At 51.5% G+C, this 25,194-nt stretch carries 18 protein-coding genes; 3 read left to right on the forward strand and 15 right to left on the reverse strand.

Annotated features, from left to right (window positions below):
* Window positions 1-23 precede the first annotated feature (23 nt).
* Both H70357_RS20110 and H70357_RS20115 read right to left on the reverse strand, forming a co-directional pair.
* Window positions 24-1,772 (reverse strand): cache domain-containing sensor histidine kinase, encoded by a 1,749-nt coding sequence (locus H70357_RS20110; protein ID WP_052092153.1) that lies wholly within the window; start codon window positions 1,770-1,772, stop codon window positions 24-26.
* Between the two features lie 33 nt (window positions 1,773-1,805).
* Window positions 1,806-3,404 carry a response regulator gene (locus H70357_RS20115; RefSeq protein ID WP_038593233.1) on the reverse strand — a complete coding sequence of 533 codons (1,599 nt, stop codon included), beginning with the start codon at window positions 3,402-3,404 and terminating at the stop codon, window positions 1,806-1,808.
* A gap of 372 nt (window positions 3,405-3,776) precedes the next feature.
* On the opposite strand from H70357_RS20115, the gene H70357_RS20120 reads away from it, so the two are divergent.
* Window positions 3,777-4,523, forward strand: a complete 747-nt coding sequence (locus H70357_RS20120; RefSeq protein ID WP_038600066.1) for a YdcF family protein — start codon at window positions 3,777-3,779, stop codon at window positions 4,521-4,523.
* A gap of 61 nt (window positions 4,524-4,584) precedes the next feature.
* Here H70357_RS20120 and ybaK read toward each other — a convergent pair whose 3' ends face one another.
* From ybaK to H70357_RS20165, 9 genes are all read right to left on the reverse strand, one after another.
* On the reverse strand, window positions 4,585-5,058 hold the full coding sequence (gene ybaK / locus H70357_RS20125; RefSeq protein ID WP_038593236.1) for a Cys-tRNA(Pro) deacylase: 474 nt from the start codon (window positions 5,056-5,058) through the stop codon (window positions 4,585-4,587).
* A gap of 1,007 nt (window positions 5,059-6,065) precedes the next feature.
* Window positions 6,066-7,853, reverse strand: a complete 1,788-nt coding sequence (locus tag H70357_RS20130) for a glycoside hydrolase family 36 protein (protein ID WP_038593239.1) — start codon at window positions 7,851-7,853, stop codon at window positions 6,066-6,068.
* A 42-nt stretch (window positions 7,854-7,895) separates the two neighbouring features.
* Window positions 7,896-9,650 (reverse strand): sensor histidine kinase, encoded by a 1,755-nt coding sequence (locus tag H70357_RS20135; protein WP_197073603.1) that lies wholly within the window; start codon window positions 9,648-9,650, stop codon window positions 7,896-7,898.
* Window positions 9,613-11,187 carry a response regulator gene (locus tag H70357_RS20140; protein WP_038593245.1) on the reverse strand — a complete coding sequence of 525 codons (1,575 nt, stop codon included), beginning with the start codon at window positions 11,185-11,187 and terminating at the stop codon, window positions 9,613-9,615. Before H70357_RS20140 ends, H70357_RS20135 begins: the two co-directional genes overlap by 38 nt.
* Window positions 11,188-11,328: 141 nt before the next feature.
* Complete coding sequence (locus H70357_RS20145) at window positions 11,329-12,957, reverse strand: extracellular solute-binding protein (protein ID WP_038600069.1); 1,629 nt, start codon at window positions 12,955-12,957, stop codon at window positions 11,329-11,331.
* 108 nt (window positions 12,958-13,065) lie between these two features.
* Window positions 13,066-13,968: a carbohydrate ABC transporter permease gene (locus H70357_RS20150; protein ID WP_038593249.1), complete on the reverse strand. Its 903-nt coding sequence runs from the start codon at window positions 13,966-13,968 to the stop codon at window positions 13,066-13,068.
* A gap of 76 nt (window positions 13,969-14,044) precedes the next feature.
* Window positions 14,045-14,908: an ABC transporter permease gene (locus H70357_RS20155; RefSeq protein ID WP_156131021.1), complete on the reverse strand. Its 864-nt coding sequence runs from the start codon at window positions 14,906-14,908 to the stop codon at window positions 14,045-14,047.
* 225 nt (window positions 14,909-15,133) lie between these two features.
* Window positions 15,134-18,139, reverse strand: coding sequence for a glycosyl hydrolase (locus H70357_RS34440; RefSeq protein WP_197073604.1), 3,006 nt, complete (start codon window positions 18,137-18,139; stop codon window positions 15,134-15,136).
* A 143-nt stretch (window positions 18,140-18,282) separates the two neighbouring features.
* Complete coding sequence (locus H70357_RS20165; protein ID WP_038593253.1) at window positions 18,283-20,559, reverse strand: WD40/YVTN/BNR-like repeat-containing protein; 2,277 nt, start codon at window positions 20,557-20,559, stop codon at window positions 18,283-18,285.
* Window positions 20,560-20,754: 195 nt separating this feature from the next.
* On the opposite strand from H70357_RS20165, the gene H70357_RS20170 reads away from it, so the two are divergent.
* Window positions 20,755-20,967, forward strand: a complete 213-nt coding sequence (locus tag H70357_RS20170; RefSeq protein WP_038593256.1) for a hypothetical protein — start codon at window positions 20,755-20,757, stop codon at window positions 20,965-20,967.
* Between the two features lie 188 nt (window positions 20,968-21,155).
* On the opposite strand, the gene H70357_RS20175 is transcribed toward H70357_RS20170, so the two are convergent.
* The 3 genes from H70357_RS20175 to H70357_RS20180 all read right to left on the reverse strand — a co-directional run bounded on the left by H70357_RS20175 (window position 21,156) and on the right by H70357_RS20180 (window position 22,855).
* Complete coding sequence (locus H70357_RS20175) at window positions 21,156-21,407, reverse strand: YolD-like family protein (protein ID WP_038593259.1); 252 nt, start codon at window positions 21,405-21,407, stop codon at window positions 21,156-21,158.
* Window positions 21,408-21,759: 352 nt separating this feature from the next.
* Entirely contained in the window at window positions 21,760-22,038 is a 279-nt protein-coding gene (locus H70357_RS35395; RefSeq protein WP_081965866.1) for a hypothetical protein, read from the reverse strand.
* Window positions 22,039-22,375: 337 nt separating this feature from the next.
* The gene (locus tag H70357_RS20180; protein ID WP_038593262.1) at window positions 22,376-22,855 is read right to left on the reverse strand and encodes an SRPBCC family protein; all 480 of its coding nucleotides are present in this window, start codon (window positions 22,853-22,855) and stop codon (window positions 22,376-22,378) included.
* An 88-nt stretch (window positions 22,856-22,943) separates the two neighbouring features.
* Here H70357_RS20180 and H70357_RS20185 point away from each other — a divergent pair, with 88 nt between their 5' ends.
* Window positions 22,944-23,273, forward strand: a complete 330-nt coding sequence (locus H70357_RS20185) for a DUF4362 domain-containing protein (RefSeq protein ID WP_038593264.1) — start codon at window positions 22,944-22,946, stop codon at window positions 23,271-23,273.
* Window positions 23,274-23,346: 73 nt separating this feature from the next.
* Here the strand turns inward: H70357_RS20185 and H70357_RS20190 are convergent, their stop codons facing one another.
* Window positions 23,347-25,020 carry a hypothetical protein gene (locus H70357_RS20190; protein ID WP_231578290.1) on the reverse strand — a complete coding sequence of 558 codons (1,674 nt, stop codon included), beginning with the start codon at window positions 25,018-25,020 and terminating at the stop codon, window positions 23,347-23,349.
* Window positions 25,021-25,194: the final 174 nt, after the last annotated feature.

The raw sequence follows: 25,194 nt of genomic DNA on the forward strand, positions 1-25,194 counted from the left end.
GACCTCCCGGGTATAATGTGGGATTATTCGCTAATCGGAAACAGCAGTGTAATGGAGGTTCCGATATGCTCGCGGCTGCTGACGGACAACCCGTACGCCTCACCGAAGCTGGAACGGATCCGCTCATGCACATTTTTCAAGCCAACATTTTTGCTGGGAGCCTCAGCGTCATTCAATGATTGGGTAATACGCGCCAGTTCTTCCCTGTTCATGCCGATGCCATCATCGTACACGGTGACCGCAAGGACATTCTCCCGACGTTCCACCGTGATGCCTACCGTACCTTTCCCTTTAAGCCGCAGGCCATGCTGGACCGCATTCTCTACAATGGGCTGCAGCGAAAGTTTCAGTATCGGCCAATCCATCTGAATGTCAGCAGCGATGTCCAGATGAAGCTCATACCGGTTCTCAAAACGTACGGAAATAATATAAAAGTAATTCTGCAAATGCTCCAGCTCACTGCCAAGACTTACACGGTCTTCCCCGTAATCAATGACATATTTCAGCTGGTTGGAGAGGGCAAGAATCATATCGGCCACTTCTCCGGCTTCCTTGTCCACCGCATTCATACGGATAACTTCAAGCGTGTTATATAAATAATGAGGGCGGATTTGGCTTTTCAGCGCATTCAGCTCTGTTTGCTTCTGCTTGATCTGAGCCACGTACGCCTCATCAATATAGACCTGAAGCCGCTCCACCATCCGGTTGAATCCATGCGCCAGCCGGCCCATTTCATCATTGGTATTCACGCTGACCTGAATGTCCAGCTTGCCCGATTCCACCACCGTCATCTGTTTTATGAGCTCACGGATCGGAGCGGCAAGCCTGCGGGAAAACCAGACCCCCATAATAATCATTACAAAGGCACAGATCAGAATGGCGATGTATACGGTGGTTCTGGCAGACAGAAGCTGTTCGAACAAGCTGCCCCGGTGGATCTTGGCGATAAGCTTCCCCTGCAAAAAAGGGATATCCTCGCTGAGGATAATCATTTCATTGTTCTGCTTGTCTGGCTGTGCGATGATGCCTGAAGTCTCTTTTTGATTGCTGAAATAGATTCTGCCTTCACCGTCCAGCAAATACAGTTCATCCTTCTCCCCAAGATTCAGCTCTCTGAAGAACTGCTGGAACAAAGTGGTATCGATATCGAGAAAAAGCGTTCCTACAACCTTCGGTTCTTTGGTCACACGCCCTGAGGTATCAATCAGACTGCGCCCGACGGTGAACACCTGTCTTTGCGACTGGAAGAAATAATTATCTATATGTGTGGGGAAGATTTCCACCTTCGAGGGGTTCTCTTCCATCTTCGCCAGCCAAGCCGGGATTGGGACCGGTTCACCGGACAACGAGCGGTTCTCTTTCTCCTGGGAATAAATCTTGCCGTCAGACTGGCGGACAAATTGTACTCCTGTAATATAAGGATCGCTGAATAACAGCGTCTTCAGAAAGGAGTCGATCGGAATGGTGTTGATCTGCTCCCGCTCATTGACATTGGTTGCCTGGTTCTGTGTATAGCTCTCAATAAAACCTTCATAACGGCCGGTATACATCAGCTTGGAGGTTTCATTATATTGATTAAATGCGGTATTCAGATTGTAGCTCATATACAGAACCATCTGCTGCAAATTACTGGTAGTATAGCGCTCCACATAGCCGGAGAAGGTCTTCACGGAGAAGAAGCTGAGTGCAAGCAGCGGTATCAGCCCGACCAATAAAAAGGAAGCGGAAAATTTCACGAAAATGCTCTTGGATCTGCGTCCCCAGATCAGCACGAACACCCCTCTTTTCTCTAAGAAAAATGTCTGTTAATTTCTGAGCGAATGTTTATATTCCTGCGGCAGCTTGCCGTATTTCTTCTTGAACATATCACTGAAATGCCGGGCATTATTATAGCCCACCAGCTCGGAAATTTCATACACCATCAGGTCACTCTGCAGCAGCAGACGCAGCGCATGGCCCATTCTGACTTCTGTGAGATAGGATTTGAAATTTTGCCCGGTATGCTTTTTGAAGAAACTGCTGAAATAATACGGATTCATATAAACCAGTGACGCTGTTGACTCCAGAGTGATGTTCTCCGCATAATGCTCTTCCACATAAGCCTTCACCTGCATCAGCTGGGGCATCTCTTTCCCGCCAGCCTTACAGGCCAGCTGGTCATACATTTTATTGACGACATCCTCAAATGCCTGCTGCAGCTCAGCATAGGTTGGCACATCGGTCAATTTCTCCAGCAGCGGCTTGTCGTCCTGAACCAGCAGCCCGGCGTCCACACCATAGTCGGCAAGCTCCTGCTCCAGCTGAATAATGGCATTGTAGATATGGGAAACCGCCTGATTCCGGCTGTCTCCCGACAGAAGCTGTACCGCTTCCTGCAGTTTCCCGGAGCTCGCAGCGAGCTGCTCCTTATCCAGCGATTTAAGCGCTTCCGAAACTGAAGCTTGAAGGGAGGTCAATGCGGATAATGGGAACGAGGTTTCCTGGCGCTCCGCAATATCCGGGATAACCCGGTTTAATCCGGCAAAATATCGGGCCTTGAGGCCTTTGAGCGCACTGCGGTAAGATTCCACCGCCTCTTCGATGCCACTCACGGACTTGCCGACACCGATAGACACCTGCAGCTTCAGAAAGCTGTTGATCTTGTGGTGAAGATCTTCCATCAACCGCTGCGGCTCCCCTTCATGCTCGTGTTGAAGCAGAATCCCGAAGCGTTCTCCTTTGCGGAACACATAATCACTGCCCGCCTCTTCTACGGTTTCCTTAATAATGTTGGACAACGCGAATTCTACCAGCTTGCGTTCGCGTTCCTCCCAGCGGGTGGGCATCCCGCTGTATTCGTCAATCTCCACGACACATACGGTGGCATAACGGCTGATGGCTATATTACCCATGCGGGCCAGTGCCGCCGCCGCTCCTTTGCTGCCGTCGGTAATCTGTTCGAGTAATTCTTCAATGGTCACGGAATGATTCTTCCGTTCATAGGATTTGAGCATTTCCTTGTTCCGCTCTTCTTCCGTTTCCTGGCGGATTACAGCGACGGCTCTGCTCACGACCTGCTCCAGCTGGCCGGTGTTCACCGGCTTCACCAGATAATCAAGAGCCCCGTACTGCAGGGCTTGCCGCGCATACGAAAACTCCTGATAGGCGCTGATAAACACCACCTTGATCGGAAGCCCGGACTCATGAATATCGCGTATAATATCAATTCCGGTAAATCCCGGCATGCTGATGTCGCTAATTACAAGATCGGGGTTGCAGGCAGCTATCATTGATTTCAGCTCAATGCCGTCACGCGCTTCTCCGACAATATCCAGACCAAGCGCATCCCAGGAAATAAGCTTCTTGAGCCCGCGCAGGATTACCGGTTCATCATCCGCCAGCAGCACCCGAATATTTCTGTTCATCGCTGTCCCTCCGCTTGTATGTTCGTTCGTTAGTTCCCATCTTAGCAGACTAGCTTCCCCTATTATACAGTGTCATTATAACCAGATTGATCCACCTATACTTTACCACGGAAGGAAGGAATGCCGGGTGCCGCTTTTTTAACAGATAAGCGCAGTTTTTTAAGAAATATGTGTATGTGCACTTCAAAATCTGCCTATTGCAAATGCCTGTTCGAACATGGGATTATAGGGGAACCTTTATCATCTTAGTCACATATTCAAAAAGGGGCTCGGCGAGGCATCATCCTTCTGCCTTAAGCATCTATATGGAGAGCTTACGTGGTACAATACGGCTATAGAGTATACATATAAAGGGAACGGAGGTTGATCCTGCTGATCTATATTATTAAATTCGTCTACAGCTTCATTCTGCCGCCGGGTCTGTTTGTACTGTTGTTCGCCGCGGTAGCCGTGTGGTTATGGCGAAAAAACCGCCGCCCCGCCCTGGTGCTGCTGGGCATCACGCTGCTGCTCTATCTGTCCATGACCAGCCTGGTTGCCGATCCGTTAATCGGCAGTCTGGAGCGGAAATATGACCAGCCAAACACCGTTGACGGCGATGTTATTGTGGTGCTGGGCGGCGGCGCTTCCTCCGGCAACCGGGATCTTGACGGTGAAGGCAACCTGCTGGGACCGGCGGCGAACCGGCTGCTGACCGCCGCGCGGCTGTACCGCGAGACCGGGCTGCCGATTCTATTCTCCGGCGGACAGGTCTATACCGATAGCGGAAATGAAGCTGACATCGCCAAACGCCAGTTAATCGGGTTAGGAATCCCCGAGGCTGATGTACTGGCGGAGAACCAGTCGCTGAACACAGAGCAAAATGCTGTAAATACGGCTGCGCTGATGAAGGCTCACGGCTTTAGCCGTCCCGTGCTTGTAACCTCAGACTTTCATATGCCACGTGCCATGCTGGAGTTTGAACATGCCGGGCTGTCTCCGCTGGCCTTTCCCACTGATTACATTGCCAGCCGGGAATCTTCCTTCTATCTCGGCAAGTTCTCCCCTTCCCCCGGTTCAGCGGAGAACACCGGAATTGCGCTGAAGGAATACTTGGGGATACTGGCAGCGCATTTTTAAGAGCAGACACAAAAAAGCAGCGGCCCAAACTCCCCCGGGCCGCTGCTTTTTCTGCTTCATTCTATTTAATCAAATCGCCATACTTCGCATTGACCATTCCGGCGAGTTCATCCGGTGCAAGCTCAATCTGCATGCCGATCTTGCCGCCACTAACCGCTATGCTCTCCAGTTCCTCCGCACTTTGCTCGATATAGGTCGGATACAGCTTTTTCATCCCGACCGGCGAACAGCCGCCCCGGACATAACCGGTCCATTTCAGCAGATCCTTCAGCGGAAGCATTTCAATCTTCTTCTCACCCGCAGCTCTTGCGGCTTTCTTCAGATCGAGCTCTTCGGCAACCGGAATGACAAACACATACAGGTTTGCTCCGCTATGCGAGACCAGTGTCTTAAAGACGGTTTCCGGCGGTCTGCCAATCTTCTCCGCTACCGCAGTTCCGTGGATAGCCCCGTCCTCATTATCATAGGTATGTATTTCATAGCCAATTCCCTTGGCATCCAGCATCCGCATGGCATTCGTTTTGGTTATTTGCATCCTTCATCAGCCTTTCTGGCAGCCCCTCTTAGCTACCGAGTTTTTGCAGCGTAATTGCTTCTATTTATTATATCACGGACATTTACTTCATCAACTTCATCAACCTATTAACTTCATCAACTTCATCAATGACTTCGAACATTAACAACAACAATTGTCAAAAACACCAAAACAGATAAGGTCCAACCTGTAAAAATCATCCACCACCCAATCAAAACTGCTTAAACATTTGTAGCGGGAATACCTTCCGCTAATTATGTATATATCCTTCTTCTGAACAATGTAGCGGGAATCCGTACCGCTAATATTGATGAATATTCGAATTCCATTGTTATAAGAATTATTAGCAGGCAAAATTCCCGCTAGTCACTCAATTCAGCTTGTTCGGTTTTACCTAGCGTTAACTTTTCCCGTTAAAAAGATCGGTAGCGATACCCGAGCAGTATGTATGAAGCGATAAAGTCTGTGCCTGAAGGCCAATACGGGCTCTTCGAAAGCTATCTATTGTACAGATATACAAACCATAGACATCATAACTCAATGCTTAAATGTGTTATGAGACAGTAGTTTGATGTTATACAACCGCACATCGCATGCCTGCCTCCCAACCGCCTCCGTATAACAAAAAACCGCTGCCCAGCTACAAAGGGCTGTGCCAGCGGCTTCTACACTCTTTCCACTACATCGGTTGGATCAAGGCAACCACACTCATTCCACCACTCCAGCTGGATCACAGCATCCACGCTCATTCCACCACTCCAGCTGGATCACAGCATCCGCGCTCATTCCACCACTCCAGCTGGATCACAGCAACCACGCTCATTCCACCACTCCAGCTGGATCACAGCATCCACGCTCATTCCACCACTCCAGCTGGATCACAGCATCCGCGCTCATTCCACCACATCGACTGGATCGGCAGCATCTATGCTCATTCCACCGCATTGATTCGATCAGCGGTTATAATACGATTTTGTCCCTATGGACTGTACCGGTGTACTTGCTCGTCATTCCGCCAGAACAGCACGAATCGTGATAACTCCTGCCGCCGGAACCTCCATGGCGTAAACCCCGCTGTTCCAAGCCATTGATTGTATCGAAACCACGTTTCCCTGACAATCCCGGACAATGACCTCACGCTGACCGGATTCCCGGTCCAGTTCCACTACGATACGGGAGAGCAAGGTACCGTTTATAATCAAGACCAGATCTGGCAGGTCCCCGCTCAAGGGAATAACCGTATCCTGATAGGCAGCCATTGCCCACTTCTGAGGCGTGCGGGCAATGACCAGCGGATACAGCAGTTCGGGATGATACGGTTCAATAGATCCGTCTAACAGCACATCCCGATGCTCGCGCCAGAAGGACAGCCAAAAGGCCAGCATCTCCAAATGCGGCTGCGGGAGCCGGTCCAGCCGGACAGAAATCTGCGGAACGGAAAACAGCACATTGATAAACTGCAGCGCGGCATTTGCCGCAGACTCCTGCGGATGCCACATCAGCATATCGGCATGAGCCGCAGTGCCGCCGCAGATCAGGCGGATATCCAGTGTTTTGATCCGGTTCTGCAGAGCATCATTCGGGCAATCGCCGGCACGGAACATATTGCCGTATTTGCGCATCAGCGGTCCGATATAATTTTGGCGGAATTCAATCATAATCTCCGGTTTCAGCTGCCTCAGGCGGGAGATCACGCCGCTGAGCAGCATATCAACGGCTTCCGGCACAGAATGGGTGTCCCGTCCGCCCCCGTTCTGCGCTTGAGCATCCAGGGTCTGTACCGCATAAAAGCTATCTACAAAGTCGAGCTTAAAGCCATCAAGATCCCAGTCCAGCAGAGCCTGTTCATAGATGGAGGTCAGGTAAGCCCGCACTTCCGGATAGCGCGGATCGACAACTCCAGCGCCAAAGCCATCGTCGTAATACAGCAGCTTGTCACCGAAGGTCTGCCAAGCCTCACTATGCTTGCCGATGAATGGCACGGCATACCACAGCATGTATTTCATTCCCAGCTCATGGACCACGGCCACATGGGCTTTCATATCCGGTATTTTGCCGGAACTAATTCGCCAGTCTCCGCAGTAGGCATAACCTCTTGCCTCATCTGCGGTCTGCCATCCGTCGTCTACGATAACCGCCTTGCAGCCCAGTTCTGCCGCAATTCTACACTCGGCTTCTATCTCTGCTGCCGTCAGCTGCTGATGAAAGCTGTACCAGGTAGAGTACATCGGCTCTTTGGCAACATCCGGCACCGATGACGGCTTGTTTCCTTGAAGGCTAGCCCACCACTCTGCCACCCCTGCCAGCGCTTCATAATAAGGGATGCTGCGGGAATCCAGACGCAGGACAGCCTCATAATCTGTAAACGGAGAGCATGGCTCCGTGAACAGCGTCACAGCGCAATGGAAGCTGGCCGTCTCCTCATGTAGACCCGCATGCAGCCGCAGCGGATGCAGGACATCTGAGCAGGCGAAGCTCAGGACATTGTTACTCCTGTTGCCGTACAGACATGCAACTGGTGCAGAAGAGGTGGACCTCGAAGCGAAACCTTCGAGCCAGTCGGGAATCAGTTCTCTGCTGCGTCCGGCTGCCGGATGCCATAAGCCTTGAACATCCAGCGCGGGACAGCTCCAGCGCAGTGAAAGAGCAGCGGGAACTGCCGGAACGGGAGATTGCAGCGTTAGTCGGACATATTGCAGGCCGTCTTCCCCGCTCTCAAGAGCAAGCGAAGTATGGAAACCGTCAGCATAGCCATCCAGTGTAATTTCATAACAATCCGTGGTTATGATCTTCAATGAAATCCGAACTCCTTCATAGCGGATGAAGCCATCAGGAGGCTACATCCGGCAGGGAATGGTGATCTGTATACAGGTGCCGATTCCAGATCGGCTGGCGATGGCTACGCCATACCCGTTCCCTCCATGCAGCTTGATCCGGGAATCGACATTGCGGATGCCGTAGCCGATCCGGGGTCCTTCCGTTGCCAGAATCTGCTCTATGGTGTCAGCGTTCATGCCCACACCATTATCAATAATTTTGAATACAATGTCCGTTTCCCGCTTCTCCACGACAAGCCGGATTCCGATCGTACTTCCGAACCAGGCATGCTCTAGCGCATTCTCAAGCATCGGCTGCAAAATCAGCTTGACGGTCATATAATCCAGCGCCGCAGGATCAATATCGTAATAGACGGACAGCCGGTTTCCGTATTTGATGCACTGAATGGCAATATAGGCTTTGGCATGTTCAATTTCCTTGCCGACCGTAGTGAGAATTTCCCCGCGGTTCAAGGAGAGCCGGTAGAATTTCGCCAATTCCTGAACGAGAATATGCAGTTTCTGAATATCTCCGAATTGTGCCAGACGGTTGATCGAGGACAGGGTATTATATAGAAAATGGGGATTGATCTGCGCCTGGAGCGATTCCAGCTCCGCTTCTTTTTTCTGGAGACCGGCAACATAATTTTTGTGGATCAGCTCTTCGATATTGCTGCCCATCCGGTTAAACGCTGCAGCAATCTGTGCCAGTTCATCGTTGCCTTTATAATGGATTCTTTTCTGGAAGTCGCCATCGCGAAAAGCATTCAGTGAACCTACAATTTTTTGGATTCGCCGCGAAAAATAACTGGAAACACCAATACCCAGGAAAGCCAGCACAAAAGCGCTAATCAGGCAAACGATCAATGTCATCCTCCGCACGTTATTTGCACTTTCGTCGAACAGGCTGTTCGGAATGTAGGCCCGCAGCTCCCAGCCCAGGCCGTCCAGCGGTTCACTCAGCAGCAGCCGGTTTCCGGTCCGGGAACCCTTCAATCCCTCCGCTTCCGGGGCTGATTCCAGCACCACGTTTCCGCTGCCGTCCAGCACCTCAAGAGTCGTGTGCTCTCCAATCTTGTGGTAATCCACGGAGTCCAGCAGGTCGCTTATTTGGACGGTCACGCGAACCAGCCCGATGTTCTGCCTCCGATGGACATCGTCCAGCCGCTGCAGCAGCGAAATATTGCCATAGCTCTCATCGCGCAGAATCTGGCGCCAGAGCCTTTGGTCCGCCATGCTACCGGAGAACTCCAATCCACGGTACCAGTCTGTCTCCTGTATCCGTTTCAGATGATAAATCTCATAACGTTTAATCGAAAGCAGCGGATTCTGATCAATATCTGTGTAGTATAATTCCGGAAGGGTATCGTTCTGGAGGTAAAGGGACAAGCCGATATTGCTGGCTGTGTAATTCAGAAGATTTTCAAGCGCCGGCATCAGTGTCTTCGTCATCGTCTCATAGCTGTACCATCCCTGCTCGTAACGGCGCAGAGCGCTCTGCAGACTGTAATTGTAATACAGCATTTTGGAAATCCGTTCAACATCATCCGTACGGTAACGAATATTGTCCCGTATCTGCTGCAGCGTGCCTTGTATATTTTCCCGTGTCTTCTCTCTAAGTGAGTTCACGGAATGCGCATAGGCGAACATCCCGACGGTAAGGACGGCAACCAGCAGACAGAGTACATAAGGTACAATCAGCTTATATCCAAAAGGCACATTCAGCATACGGCGCATGTTATAGATGCCTCCGGTAATCGCCCGGACTGACGCCATAATAATCCTTGAACTGCTTGCTGAAATGGGACAGATTCTTATAGCCGACCTGGTGTGCAGCTTCATAGACCTTCAGCTTCGGATCACCGAGCAGCAGCTTGACGCGTTCCAGCCGCCTAATGGAGACATAATCGGAGAAATAAATGCCTGTCTCATCGTAGAAGATTTGACCCAGGTGATTGGGGGAGAACGAGAAGTGGATCGCCGCATCCCGCAGCATGACGTTATTTTCCAGCTCCACCTCAATGTAGGCTTTAATTTCTTCGATAAGCTTGTATTTCTTGCCCTGCCGTTTCCGCTGAAGCCGTTCAGAGAGCTCGAACATCCGGCGGCGGAGCCAGGATTTCATATCCTGGGTTGTCTCAAATTGATATAAAATGCTGAGATGTTTTCTGTCCAGCCCCAGCAGAATATAAAAGTCCTCGTTAATCGTATGCAAAAAAGCATCCAGTTTGGAGACAATGTGCAGAAACAGCTGGTAGATTTCCAGCTTGGTTTCCATTTTGCCGACCCATACGAACAGTTCCTCATTGCAATCGTCGACAGCGACCAGACGGTAAGAAGATACCGCCAGAAATAAAGACTGCAGAATATCATCCAGATCCTTCGCCGTGGCCGAGATCGGACCTTTGGCATCGGTATGGAGAATCAGCTTGCCCTTGCCCAGAAACAGCTTCAGTCCCAGCGCCTCTTTGGCCCGCCGGAAGGAGAGATGCAGCTTGGTAAGACTTGTCACAGGCGGACCAACCCCAATAGTCACTGTAAGCGGTGTCCCGCTGACCGCCATAGCAATCAGTCCCTGCAGCCGGCTGCTGTCCACCCGTTCTTCCACGATGAGGGCAAACCGGAACCGGTCCAGCCGGCAGAACTGAATCCGTTCCTGAGCACAAAATTGCTCGACCGCTGTCTCCAGCCTTCTCTCCATCTCCGCCTTGGCTTCTTCCCCAAAGCCGTTCAGTTTCCAGGATAAATCATCCGGTTCAAGCAGCGCGGTGTACAGCACGGTCCGATGCCAGGTAATCCCAACCTGCTGCAGCAAGGGCAGCATCTTGTCTGCAGCCGCCATGCCGTCATCCAGCAGCTGCATGAACAGCTCCCGCTTCAACAGGGGCTCCGAATCTGAGAAGCAGCGCTGCAAATGGGATTGCGCCTGTTCCCGGTCCAGAATGCCCCGCACCTCTTCAAGCGTCCTGCGCATATCTGCATCATCTACAGGCTTCAGGACATAGCCGGAGGCACTCATCGAAATCGCTTGCTTGGCATACTGAAAATCCTCATGGCCGCTGACAAAAATGATCTTCGGCTTTGGGTTAAGCTCCAGGGCAAGTGCTCTGCGGGCCAGCTCCATCCCCGACATGATCGGCATTCTGATATCAGTGACGATAATATCCACGGTTTGTGACCTCAACACCTCCAGTGCTTCAAATCCGCTGCTTGCGGCTGCGCAAACGTCCATGCCCAGGCTCTCCCAGTTCATGAAGCGCTGCAGTCCTTCCAAATCCAGCAGTTCATCGTCAACCAGCAGCACCTTGTACATATCATCCCATCCTTCAAATCTGTATAGATGAGCTTAACCCATACTTCTGCCCGCAGTTCCTTATCCAGCCTTACATTTTTTAGCAAAAAGGGTATACTTGGTTACAGTATACCCCACAGGTACAGCAGACTCTAGCGTTATTTATTTCATCTTGCTGAGGTTGTTTTGCCATCTTTCCGTCTGGAATTTAAGCAGCTTGCCGTAGCCGGCACGTTTAGCATCCTCATTGGCTTTGCTTAAGAGGGAGCGCACCTCGTCATCGCTTTTGGCATACAGCGCTTTAGCAAAAACCTCCTGATAGATATCGTTGACAGCCGTCGCAATCGTTCCCTCTTCGGAATCCGGCAGCGGGTCCAGATTCGCAAACTCCGTAAAGTTCTTCGAAGTATTCCATGTGACTTTTTTCTGGGACAATGTCGTCCAATTTTGTTTCTCTTCCGGCAGCTGCGCATCCATCAAAGCCTTGGTCTGATCGATGAAGGTGGTGTTGCCCACCCAATTGAAACGGCCGATTCTTTCCTTGTCTTTATCAGCCTGTGGAGTGTTCAGCCCGGCCTCATTCTGAATCGGCACCCCATCAGCATCCGATTCATCCCAGTACAGGCCCTGGCGTCCAAAATTCAGGATACGCTGTCCCTCTTCACCCGTTGCCCAGTCCAAATAGGAGAAGATCGCTTCCGGGTCCTTCGCTTTCTTCGTAATCACAAGCACATTCCAGCCGAGCGAGCTGTAATTGTTCGGAGTGATCTTCTTCGCGTCAAGCCCTGCCTTATGAATCGGCCAGATGATGTCGTACCCGGACTCCGGATCAAGGGTCCGCAGCGCGTTGTTCGCATCCCGGCCCGGATTGACCACATCACCCTCCACGAATACAGCAACCCGGCCCGTCGCAAGCTTCTCTGTCACTTGATTGCCCGTTTGTGTGAACGCATCCTGGGTGATCAGCTTCTCGCGGAACAGCTTGCTGGCGTACAGCATGTTCTCGGTGAATATCGGATCCTCAAAAATTGACTCCAGCGCATTTCCCACCGGATTCGCTTTAGGCAGATAAGGCTTATTCTCGGCAAAGCCGCCATACATCGTATCAATGCCCCGGCCCTTAGCCCCAATCTCCAGCGGGATCACATCACTGTATTTCTCCTTGACCTGCTTCAGGTAGGCATACAGGTCATCATAGGTTTCCAGCTTCGGGGAACCCAGCTCTTTATAAATCTTCCGGTTAATAATCCACCCGCCATTGCCATTGGGACTTGAGGTATACCAGTTCGGGAACTGGTAAAGCTTGCCGTCGTCGGAGCGGAGCATGCCCAGCGTGGCTTCACCGGCATTATTTTTCAGATTCGGATATTGATCAAGGTATTCATCCAGCGCCACAAGCATTCCTGCCTGCCGCAAACGCTCCACATTGGCACCACGATCCATCATAATAACATCCGGCAGACTGCCCGAGGCAATCATCGTGCTGAACTTGGTTTCTGCGGCACCGCTGGACTGGATGGGTGTCATATTTACCTTAAGGGTATCTCTAATCCAGGCGGTTGTGGAATCCTTGCCCCACGGCTCTGTAGTGTCCCAATCGTAATTGCTGTAGTAACTGAAAGTGACCGGCTTTACGGTGCTTCCTACCGCTACGGCAGGCGTTGTCTCAGTAGCTTTGGCAGTTTCCGCAGCAACAGGTTCTTTTGTCGGTTCAACGGTGCTTTGAACGGTTGCATTGTTCCCTCCCCCACAACCCGACATCAGCAGCACCGAACACAACACAGCCGTCATTACCGGCAAGCTCTTGTTACGCTTCAAATGAGTAACCCCTCTCTAATGCTTACTATACGCACGCAAACTCTGAATCATAAGCAAACCATTCACTTCATATGAAGCCGCCTATTCCTTTAATGAACCGATCAGCACACCTTTGACAAAATATTTCTGCAGGAACGGATAGACCATAATAATCGGCAAGGTTGCCACCATGGTTGTGGCCATGATCAGTGATTTGGATGTGACCGATTTCATCAGCGCCAGCCGGTCCTGAGCCGCCGCATTGGCACCGATGGACTGCAGCTGATCCGTCACGATATTGGAATTCAAAATTTGCTTAAGCAGGGTCTGGATCGGAATGAGATTCGGATTATTGATATAAATACTGGCGGAGAACCAGTCATTCCAATGCCATACCGCCGTAAACAGTGACAGAGTCGCCACAACAGGTCCGGAAATCGGTAAAATAATCCGGATCAGCACTCCCATGTGATTGCAGCCGTCAATCCGTGCCGACTCGGCCAGACCTGCGGGCAGCCCCAGAAAAAACGTCCGGAAAATAATCATGTTATATACGCTGATTAATCCGGGAATCACCAGCACCCAGAAGGTGTCCATCATGCCAAACTCGCGCAGCAGCAAGTAAGTTGGAATCAGTCCGCCGCTGAAATACATTGTAATGACGCAGAACACCATGAAAAATTTCCGGCCCATCAGCTCCTGCCTGGATAACCCGTAAGCCAGAATGGCTGTGAACAGCACCGACAGAATCGTCCCGACTATTGTCCGCAGAACGGAGACCAGGAACGCCTGACTGATCCGGCTGTCATGGAACACCACTTCATAATTGTCGAGCGTCGGGCTGCGGGGCCAGAACGTAATGCCGCCAAACGCCGTATCCGCGCCCGTATTGAAGGAGATCACCAGTGAATTCCAGAAGGGATACAGGGTGACGAAACCCAGCAGGATCAGCAGGAAATAGATGATCACTTGCAGCACTTTATCTCCCCGCGACAGCTTCATCATAACCTGTTCCCCGCTTTCCGATAGACTGTACCGACACTAGACCAAGTTTCCAAAAAACCATTCGCCGTCCCTTTGCTTACCATAGGCTTGAGCCCATTTTCCTGGCCGCTTTGTTGGCAATAGCCAGCAAGCTGACGCTGACAACCGCTTTGAACAATCCTGCTGCCGCCGCATAAGAGAAACGGCTGTTCAGAATCCCCATGCGGTAGACATAGGTGTCGATGACATCCGAGACGTCCCGCAGGATCGGATTGGTAGCCAGAATCAGAATGTCCTCAAAACCGGCATTCAGAATGTTGCCCACTGCCAGAATCATAAAGATGATAATAACCGGCCGGATACAGGGCAGCGTGATCAGTTGAATCTGCTTGAAGCGGCCTGCCCCGTCAATGGAAGCGGCTTCATACAAATGCGGGTCAATGCCGGCAATGGCTGCCAGATAGACAATCGCCGCAAAACCGATTTCTTTCCACACCCCCGTTCCAACGAGTATGCCCCAGAAGTATTCCGGCACTGACAGAAAGCTGATCGGCTCTGAGGTAAGATCCAGGCTCATCAGCAGCATGTTTACGCTTCCATTATCCGTCGAAAGCATCGACCCTACGAACCCGCCGACTATGACCCAGGAGAGAAAATGCGGCAAATAGCTGACAGTCTGAATGATCCGCTTGAACGCCATCCTCCGCACCTCATTCAGCATCAGTGCCAGCAGGATAGGTGCCGGGAATCCGAAGCATAGCTTCAGCAGGCTGATGACAATCGTGTTGCGCATCACCGTCCAGAAGTCGGGCGAATTGAAGAATGCTTCTAAGTGCTTCAGCCCGACCCAAGGACTTTGAAAAAAACCGCCGAACAGCTGATAATCCTGAAAGGCCATCAGCACCCCATACATCGGCAGATAGCTGAATACGAAGATAAAGATCATTGCCGGTACAACCATCAGCTGAAGATCCCACTGCCTGACCCATCTGGACCAGGAAGAAACAGAATTCCCTTTCTTGTAAGATAAGGCCCTTGGTTCGATTTCCACATTTGTCATCCTTCCTGTGTCTTTGCTTTACACCTTAATCTTATGTCGCACAGGAAGGACGTACCAGTACCGTGGTCAACGAAAAATGTGGTCTGGCAATGATGACAATCAGCAGCTTGTATGCGGACCAATCATCTATTCCTCTTCCTCCGGCAGCTTGATGGCCTTCACGTTGTCAATGTACAACGTACCACTGCCTTGGGTTCCGCTACCTTGGGCCACATAGAAAGCAAATTCCTTGATAGAGCCCAGATCAATCACGCCGTTGCCGCTGGTGGCCCACCCCGGTTTGGCAAAACCGGTAAATGGAAGAGTGACCAGCACCGGTGCAGTACCCTGGATCTTGAAGCTGGTTTCCCACACTTCACCGTTCGTCTCATGGAACTGGACAGCCAGCTGACGGTTCGAGCCATCCGGCTGCAGCCAGAAGGATATCGCTTCCATCCCCGGCCATTCCTTGCCCATGCTGCGGTAGACCCCCGCGTAACCGGGATTCCCGATCGTATAATCCAGCTTCAGGCCGTAGGTGCCGCTGTTCGTATGGTAGGTGTCGAGTGTTACCGTCGCTGCGTTGCCTGAGACGTTGCGCTGCCATTTCGCACGCAGACTGCTGTTTGAACCGCCGTACTCCTCGAAATCATCAATCACATAGCTGTCCACCGGCGGAGGAACAAACGGACCGTTGCCGGTTTCACCGTTGTTTAATGCGCGGGGATGGCTGTAAAGTGATTGAATGCCGCTGAGAGAATTTTTATCGGTCAAATATCCGGACCAGGTCATGAAATATACGTACCGCGGCTGTTTCTCTTGCAGCATCTCCATATCCGGCAGCTCCCCGTTCTCCCCGATCGCAATGGGTCTGCCGCCGCTCAGCTGCACCAGCTTGTTGTAATACGTATCACGGTAATCGTTGTTGTAAATATCCATCGCCAGCACATCCACCTCATCATGTCCGGGATAATAAGGGGCGGAATCATAGGCCCAGGAGCTTTCCGCATTCGGGCTCCACACCCAGATTAAATTGTCCAGCCCATGCAGATTAGTGAAACGGTCGTACATATTGTGCCACAGCTGCCGGAACAGCTCGGGACGCGCCCCCCACCAGAAGAATTCAGCGTTCATCTCGTGATAAGGCCGCCACAGCACCGGGATCCCTTCATCCCTTAGCTGCTGCAGATAACAGGCTACTTCGTCCATTTGTGCCGCCCACTGGTCATACAAGGCTGTACCGGGAGTTACGATATCCGTCATCTGGGCAACCGTAACATCGCCCGTGACACTTTCCCAGCCAGCCGTCGGCGCATCCATCGGCCTAGGCTCATGATAGGTCAGCGTCACCATGGCTCCCGATTCGCTTTTCACAATGGCCTCATCGATCATTGCCTGGCGCAATGCGCTGAAGTCCCCGCCGGTGTAATAGGCGAAATCCGAGCCCCACAATGCCGGGTAATATCCGGTCAGCTCTGCTGCCGTGTCATACCACAGGCTGGGTTGTTCGTAATAATTATGCTGCCCTGTATAAACGGCATTGCCCACCGTGGCATACAGTCGGTCCAGCAGCTCCACCGCCTCTTCCGAAGCATTCGGATTCACCGGATACATCTTCTCCGTGGTCACCTGGAGCACACTCGCAGCTGACACCGCAGTGCCTTCGCTGACCGCCTTCACCTCGATGTCATACAAACCTTCCGGCGACAAGCCCTCCAGTTTGTATGCATACAATGCTTGACCGGGAACATACGGCACCGTTACATTTTTCCACTCGGTATCGGCTGCTTTTTTATACGAAATCTTGTAAGACTTTACGCCAAAAGGACCTGAAGAAGCTTCCCATTCCAGATTGGCGGATACACCATCCTTACCGGTCACTGAGAATCCCGCGGGTGCCCCGGGTGCAAGCTCCAGCGGAAGCTGCGGAAGTTTGCTGACAACAACCTGATCAAGAAAGAGCTCCGCACCAGTAGTGTTACTCACCGCAAACCGCATGGACTGGGCTGCTGCGCCGGTGATTACCTGCTGCTCCAGCCGTTTCCAGCCTAAAGACGCCTCCGCTGGAAGCGGGTGCGTAATTGTGTCATTGTCCTGATAGACGGCAAGACTTACCGTAGCAGGCGGGACTGCCGCCTCCGCTGAAGATCTGCTCCAGTACGAAACCAGATAAGAGGTATCGCCTTCGGCGGCCATCTCAGCGGTCTTAATTCCTGATTGGTTCAGGAGCTTTAGTGCGTACCCTCCCGAGTACGTGTCATAAGTTACCGTCTGCACGGTCCCCGTGGTTTCCCAAGGTTCTGTACTTCCGCTCTCGAAACCGCTATTAGAGACAAGGTTCGTCCCCGGAGTTGCTTCGAGTCCCATCACCGCATCTGAAATGTTGCCTGCCGCATCCTTGGAGCGCAGCATAATAGCGTACACTGAAAATGGATCCAGCTGACTTAGCGTATAAGTGTGCATTGTGACTGTCTCCTGATGGGGTACGGTCACTGTGCTCCAGTCCGGGGCGTCTGTTTTTTTGTACGACAGCTGGTAGGATGCTACGCCCATATCATCCGTCGATCCCGCCCAAGTCAGCTTTAACGCTTCCGGCTCATGCTCGGCCTGCCAGACACCGGGCGTTGTCGGCCGTTCGATATCCACATTTTCACGAATGACTGCATCGTCAATATAGTAATCCTTGCTGGTGCTGTTCCAGAACGATAGACGGACATGCTGATCCCCGGGAGCGGGGGTATACAGCAGCTGACGGTATTCCCAGCTCGTCGAACCCGAGAACTGAAGACTTTGTTTGCCCTGCTGCGTGCCGAATGAATCCATATCAATTACAGCATGGGTCACTCCTGCTCCGGCGAATTTGACCCATAAACCGACACGATAGGTTTTGCCTTGCTGCACCGCCACAGACGCCGAGGCTCCCCCGGTATTCCGTTTCACCTGAAGACTTTTATCCCCTCCATGCTTTTCACTGGCAGTCACTACAGGGCTACCCCACTTCTCCCACCCGACATCACCTGACTCAAAACCCGGATTACCGAGCAGATTCTCTCCTGCCGCACGCGATGGAGCAGGAAACACAGCGATCGATGCAATAAACAGAGCGACGGCCAGCCAACCATGGAACCATTTTTTGCCTGTTTGTGCAACCACTTTGTTCAGGCCTCCATTTGAAAAAGCCGGTTTATATTCGATGTTGGCATCGTCCGGCCCCTTCAATGTAAGCGTTACCATTTAACTGAACAAGAATCATTTGCAACGAAAAGTTTGTTTTAGCAACGACTAATTTGAAAAGTTCACCTACGCTGCTGTTTATCCCTGTCCGTAACTGCCGATGTACGAAAAGCACCGTTGCCGCAGGAGACAGCGAGTACCTGTCCACCTGCGCAATCGACAGCAATTCCCTTCCAGCGGGGGGCGCCAAGAGATTGATTCTCCCACTCCTCCCAGGACAAACCTCCATCCCGGCTGCAAACGACCCGGGCCTCCGTTCCGGTACGAACCATCGGCTCACACGCCAGAATCAGCAGGTCTTTGCCTGAGTTCCCCTTACCCACAGCAAGCGCCGACACATTGAACCTTTCTCCCTCCCCGGCCGGGTACAGCTTGCTCCAGCTTTGCCCGTTATCTTCGCTGCGCCATAACCCTTCCGAGATAAATCCCGCATACAGGGTGCCTGCATGGGTGGGCGAAAACGCCACTGCATTTAATACAGAGGACGGGCTGCTGTACTGGAAAGGAAGTCCCGCACCGATGGATTGCCAAGTGTCCCCGCTATCCTTCGAGCTCCAGATTCCCTCCGTCCATTCCCCAAGCATAAGATGTCCTGCCTGATGGTAATCCGTGTCCAGCAGTTGATTGGCTCCACAGGCATTTTTGACCTGATAGACAACTACCGGCAGCAGTTCGGCTTCAATCCACTTCTTCTGATGCGGCAAAGTTGCTAGATGCGCCGGAGGACGGAATGACGTCCGTTCCCAGGAATCTCCCCCATCTCTGGAGCGGTAGATTCCAGCTCCTAAGGCCATCTCACCGTCCACATAAGCATAGAAAGTTCCTGGGTTGCCCCTATCTTCCCGCAATGCCTGGACGAACAGCCCCCGACCAAGGGAAAGTACGGCTACCGCGCTGTCGCCTCCGTCACGGCTCCGTGCAATGCAGGCCGTTCGCCCATGCCCGACAAGACCGTACAGATAATGCTTGGAGTCTGTTCCGGACATGACGGCAGCAGTACTGCCTGAGTAGCCATCCAGACCCGGTAAATTGCGGAAGGTCTGCCCGCCATCCTCCGTGATCTTGGGCGGATGGTCTGCCATCGTGACGCAGAACTTCCCCGGCTGCACCGTGTCAGCGATCACCGCTTCCATGCAGGTCGTTTCCAGCCCCCGGAAATGATTCGCCCGCCAGCTCTTCCCCCCATCCTCGCTGATTGCAACTCCATACCAGTTGCATAGATAGAGGCGGTCCTTGCTGAAGCGGTCTACGATGATTTTGGAGATCGCCCAGCCTGTTGCCGCCGCCCGGGATGCTCCGCTGAAATGATCCATATACGCCGGAAAGCCGCTGAGGTCTTCATCGGAATGAGGATGGAGCAGTTGCCAATGTCCACCCCCGTCAGAGGAAACATACAGTGGAATCGGTGGACACTCCTTCATATGCGGCCGCAGATCCGAGGCCGTGTACCATCTTTCCGTACGAAGGCAGTCCTGCACAACGGTCCCGTATCTCTGTCTGCCGGGCAGCAGACCTTCTTCCGTGGAAGCCCAAGTCCTGCCGCCATCAGTGCTGCTCCGGATTCCGCCCCAGATCGTAGCCGCCAGCAGATGCTGGTTATCAAGGCTGTCGAATGACAGCTCGGCAAAGCTGGGCCCTTCCTGCAGCAGCTCCCAGGATTCTCCCAGATCAGAGCTGACATACAGCTTGCCTGACCTGCCCCGGGGCTGATCCTGAAGCAGCCCCAATACGCCGCCTTCGCCAACTTCAACATAATCCATGTTTAAATCGTCATCGCTTATTGTTCCGGCATACAAGACACCGGGAACAGACGGGTGAAACGCAACGCAGCCAAACCGTTCCTCTGGAAGCCCCGTGCGTCTCCAGGTCTCGCCTTCATCCCGGCTGATCCAGAAGCCGCCGGTATACCCTCCTGCGGCGATTATGTCAGGGTGGTGAGGGTCTGCCGCGATCACCTCACCGTACATCCTGGTGGGACCATTTCCATAGAATCCCATACCCGTGCAGACTTCCCGCCAGCTGTGCCCGCCATCAGCAGATTTGTGGACTGAACCATAAAACTTCCGGCTCCTGACCTCCCCGGAGCAGCGAAACAGCACCTCCGGGTGATGCGGACTGATCGCAAAGCTCTGCACCTGATGGTGATACGCCTTCGTCAGCCCACCATTCAGCGTTTCCCAAGTCTCCCCGCCATCAGAGCTGCGGAAGACACCCGCGACATCGCAGCGGGCATACACAATCCCGCTTATAGCCGGGTGCTGAATAAGCCCCGTGATATACCCGCCTCCACACAGTGAAGCCGGTGTCCAGACATGCGCAGTATTTTCGATATTATTCATAATGCTTAATACCTCCTCTACGTCTCTTCAAGCTTACACCCGGGCTTCAGTTACGGGCATCCCTGCGAACAACGAATTGTACCGCTGGGCAAGGAAGATACTTTTATCAAAAAGTTATAAAACTACCCATTCACACAAACAGAAATGATAGTCATTGCATCTCTTATACTATCCAACCGGAAAGAGGTGTTAACTATGACAGAACGTGCAAGAATTCGCAGGGCCATTGCTGCACTGCGTACGCAAAGAGCCATTCTGCGCGAACAGCTGGAAGAAATTAATGAGAATTTACGCAGAGTGCCTAATCCCAGCCGGGCCAGACGGGAACTTTTGGCAGCGAGGGTTGCTATCAGAGAAGCATTGCGTTTAAATGCCATCGCCATTCGGCTTTTGCGCAGTGTGCTGTAACCGGATTATGCTGAAGCTAGTGCAGTAACAGGTATCCTGTGAGGCAGATCCTATATATCCGAAAAAAAAGAGCACCGGGGCTCTCCCCGAATGCTCTTTTCTCTGTTGCCAAGACGGCTTAAGCACGGCTTTCCTGCTCTTCCGGCTGTAGCCGGAGTGCCAGTTCTGGAAATCTATCTTCGCATGCTTTAATCTCTTGGATAATCCATTGCCATTATATCCATAAAAGGCACCTTGACCAGCTCTTCCTTACAGCTGAGATGCACCTTGCCCGTACGCGAGTCCATGCCGACAATCTGCCCCCGGACCTGATCTTCCTTGCCCCAAACCGTCAATAGCACTTCAGAGGCCTCTTGCATCGCTTCCGTCAGTTGATTGCCGATTTCCTCCAGCACAAATTCATCTCTTGTCGGCCGTTTGGCCACCTTCGCTTTTGCCACACTATTCCTCCGTTAAATTAAGACTGTTTCCATGTGTTATTCCATATAAAATAAATGTCATGTTTACTCGCTCATGGATGTTATCGAGTTAATTATAGCAATTACTCTTAAGCGGTGAAAAGAGCGTAGTGATTATGTTCCTCCAACTGAACTTCAGCTGTTTTGCATAAGGAGCTATTCTAACAACTACTCTACGTAGCTTAACATTTCCAGCAGGTCTGAACAAGGTTATCGTGATTTGCGTCACGAATCTCAGAATCGACCTGGGAAGCTGATCGGCGCAACTCATCAGCTCCAGTTCGCGCTCTAAGAAAAGGAGTCGCTGGCGCTTCCCTGCCAACAACTCCTTTTGTTATTTTCTTTTATAGCTCTTAGCCCAATTTAATGTCATTTCTTGAAAACTCACCTGTCTGCGCCAAGTTCTATGAGTGGTTTCCCATTCGTTAACAGCTTGCTTATAAGGTGTGTAAAATCGCCAATCACTAATATCCCAAGAACAATAAATTTTTCGATAAAATTTTCCGAATGGAATGTCTTGAGAGTATCTTCGTACGGCCTTACTTGCCTGTCGTTTTATCCAACGACTTGCCTGGTCTTTACTTACGGGTGTTTTCTTAATGCTTCTACTCAAATCAGCTCTAACCTCCTTCAGGGAAGCTAGAGTCCGTCTAGTAATTTCATTGATTCACCCCTTATTTTTCCATATTCAGATAATAAACCGATTAACTCACTGAAGCAACTTTTCTTTTAGCATGTAATCCGGAAACTGCTCGATGAAATCAAAATCATTTACGGATCTTTAATTCGCTCTGATTCTGCATGCTGATTCCTCCAAAGAAAAAAGCCGTTAAATTAATCAGCGACCTCCTCTCAAAACATTAAAATATATTTGCGGAACTGCAAAAGAGTTGCTATACCTGGAAAGTATGAAGAACGGATCCAATGGCGAATGGGAAAACGTGTTGGACTCAATTCCGGAACTTGTCCACAAGCGCGCTATACACCTCATATCTGTTCTCCCATACCTGTTTCCGGTTATCAAATGGCTTACCGTCCAGCAACGCTGCGATCACTTCCAGACAGACATGCCACCCGGAGAGGTCTTTGGCTGTATGGCCCGTAATTTTGCCTATGGTTTCGATTAATTGCAGGCGGCAGCCTTCCCGCTCCGGAAGCAGCTCAAAACGAACCTTGTCCTCTCCCCAAATAAATTCCAATACGGAGTTCCGCTCAAAATCAGTAATTTCCAATTCCAAAAAGGTACCGTCCCGCATATCAAATTCGATGATCCCGCCGGTTCGCAAATCCTTTACCCTTAGCTCGGAGAACCATTCCTTCAGCAGTTCATTTTGAGTCAACATCGCCCAAACGGTATCCACTGAATGCTTGTAATGGAATTCAAAGGTGGCTGTGAAGCCTTCCGGGACCGCTACAATCTCAGCAATCATTAATAGTTCCCCTTTTCTGTGATTATTAGTATGCTTATCCTTTAAACTGTAAAGTATTTACAACCAAATCGCAAATGGAGTGATACTTATGAGAAAACTGCCTTTTATCTGCCTATTATTAGTCCTGCTGTCATTAAGCATTGCCGGTTGTGAACGCGATACCGGATATTCAATTCAAAAAGCGATTGATAAAGGCGATCCGATCTTTAAAGATTTGAATTACGATGGGCAAGTGATCAGGTATAGTGTGGACAACTCCAACGATGAATATGGGGGAGCCGGCAAAGGTATTAAAACGGATGTTTGCACAGAGATTACAAAGGAAGACAGCGGCAGCGGGGAGATTTTCTATTCGATCAGCGGATGCACAGCCGACAATCCGGAAATGAGCTATTTTCTGATCCGCAAAAAGAAGTAAAATGCAGCGTACACGCAAACGGACAACCGCAAGGTTGCCCGTTCATTTAACCCGTATTTAGGATAGAAACTTATTAAACAACATAGTCTTCCAGTGAAATCCGGCTGCCGCCCAGACTGGCTTGAGGGCCCGCACCCACCCCAAGGGTGAGCTGTAGCTGATCGCCGCTTAAAGTCTGATATTGGACCGACAGGTCATCTCCGGTGCTGAACTCCGGCGCTTTATTCGTCATTTCCGTTGCAAAGGCAGGCAAGTCGCCAAACCCCAGCTCTGCTGCCTCTTTCACCGGAACAGCCTCCACGACAACTCCTCCCGGCATTCCTGTAACCGTAACCTCCAGGTAGTCCTGCCGTTCTTTCAACTCGTAGCGCTGGGACAAGTAAACAGCAAAGTACACTTTACCAGCCCTCCCGAACAGCGCCTCCTGCGACTTGATCCACTCCCCTTTGGGCAGAACCCCTACGACAGAGTCATTCTCTCCTTCCGGAACGGGATACAAGGAAAGGACCGTACTCTTGTGAAACAGCACCTCCATATGCGGACTCTGATGGCGGGGATCGCCTTCCCGATAGCCTTGACCGGGATGGAAGAAATACAGCCGGTTGCTCCCTTCCTGTACGCCAATTGGCAGTGAGAAGGCCCAGCGCAGCTGTTCGTTGTCAAATTCCTCTACCCGCTCCCACATACCTCCAGCCGCATAATCCTCCGTGATATAAGCGTATGAATGCAGCAGCGGCTGAGGATCCGGGTCACTTGGCACAACCTTCCGGGTCAGCTTCTTGACTTCAACAGGCACGCTACGGTCCAAAGCAGCGGACCGTACCTGCTCCGGTGCTTCATAGAATAGTAACCCGGCATATTCAGTTCGCGGCATCTCCGCAGGCAATTTGAAGTCTCCAAACTGCACATAATCATGCAGCACATTGCCGTCTGCCGGAACATCATGCGGCCAGCCCCGGGAATGTGCGCCTACCCAGGCGCCCTGAAGGTAGAAGTGCCCCCGTTCCTTCCACAGATAATCCAGCATTTCTGCCAGCATGTCTTTGATCTTAGGGTCCTCTTCCAGCTCCCAGGCACAGGTAAATGCCTGCACCCAATGCCAGAACCACGGCAGGCTGCCATACTCCGGCATGCCATTCCCGCGGATATAGACCAGTGTATTCTGCAGGCTGAGCAGTCCGTCCTCGCGTAATTCCTCATCATCAAACAGCTTGCCGAAGATCAGCTTCGCTGCGGTATATTTAGCTTCATGATGCCCGAAGGTCACCACCGGTTTGCGGTAAAATCCGCTGCGGTAGATATGGCCGATGGCCGTATGAAAAGCAATTCGGAGTCCTGCACTGAACTCGCTGGAATAATGCTTGCAGAACCAAGCCATCAGGCTGCCCATTATTTCCACCGGAAGCTCATGCGGCGAGGCCTCCCGCGGCAGCGGGTTCAGGCCAAGCGGCCAGTGTCCGTATAGCGCAGTCCCGGGCTGTCTGTTCTGCAGCAGAACGGTTTCCAGCAGCACGGCTTCCGCCTTCTGCTTTGCTGCTACACGGTCAAAGGGCAGCTCGCGAGACGGGTCTACGGCAGCTGCGAACAGGTAAGAGGCATAATAAAAATTATTACGCACATCATCGTGGAACCAAAGACCGCTCTCCAGCAGCGGACGGCTCTCCGCTTCCCGCGCTACATTATATATAATTTCATCCTGACGAATTTTATAAGGACTCTGATTGACATCCACCATTACCGGTTTCACCCTCCATATTTTAAGTTTCTTTTTATCGATCTCTGCCCACTCTCAGGAATCACGACTTCAACAACATCCCCTTCACTCTCCCTGGACCTTGTATTTTAGTCTATTGTGCACGCTTTCGGTTCATATGGCAATCTTTAAAAGCGATAAATAAACTAAAATAAACGTACTAAAAAA

It is taken from the genome of Paenibacillus sp. FSL H7-0357, from assembly GCF_000758525.1.
Lineage (GTDB): Bacteria > Bacillota > Bacilli > Paenibacillales > Paenibacillaceae > Paenibacillus_AQ.

What these genes read in the sequence shown, in the direction of transcription:
- H70357_RS20140 (WP_038593245.1), bottom strand. Translation starts at nt 11,187, where the DNA reads ATGTACAAGGTGCTGCTGGTTGACGATGAACTGCTGGATTTGGAAGGA.
- H70357_RS20165 (WP_038593253.1), bottom strand. Translation starts at nt 20,559, where the DNA reads ATGAATAATATCGAAAATACTGCGCATGTCTGGACACCGGCTTCACTG.
- H70357_RS20170 (WP_038593256.1), top strand. Translation starts at nt 20,755, where the DNA reads ATGACAGAACGTGCAAGAATTCGCAGGGCCATTGCTGCACTGCGTACG.
- H70357_RS20150 (WP_038593249.1), bottom strand. Translation starts at nt 13,968, where the DNA reads ATGATGAAGCTGTCGCGGGGAGATAAAGTGCTGCAAGTGATCATCTAT.
- H70357_RS20115 (WP_038593233.1), bottom strand. Translation starts at nt 3,404, where the DNA reads ATGAACAGAAATATTCGGGTGCTGCTGGCGGATGATGAACCGGTAATC.
- H70357_RS20135 (WP_197073603.1), bottom strand. Translation starts at nt 9,650, where the DNA reads ATGGCGTCAGTCCGGGCGATTACCGGAGGCATCTATAACATGCGCCGT.
- H70357_RS20155 (WP_156131021.1), bottom strand. Translation starts at nt 14,908, where the DNA reads ATGGTTGTACCGGCAATGATCTTTATCTTCGTATTCAGCTATCTGCCG.
- ybaK (WP_038593236.1), bottom strand. Translation starts at nt 5,058, where the DNA reads ATGCAAATAACCAAAACGAATGCCATGCGGATGCTGGATGCCAAGGGA.
- H70357_RS20185 (WP_038593264.1), top strand. Translation starts at nt 22,944, where the DNA reads ATGAGAAAACTGCCTTTTATCTGCCTATTATTAGTCCTGCTGTCATTA.
- H70357_RS20180 (WP_038593262.1), bottom strand. Translation starts at nt 22,855, where the DNA reads ATGATTGCTGAGATTGTAGCGGTCCCGGAAGGCTTCACAGCCACCTTT.
- H70357_RS20145 (WP_038600069.1), bottom strand. Translation starts at nt 12,957, where the DNA reads ATGACGGCTGTGTTGTGTTCGGTGCTGCTGATGTCGGGTTGTGGGGGA.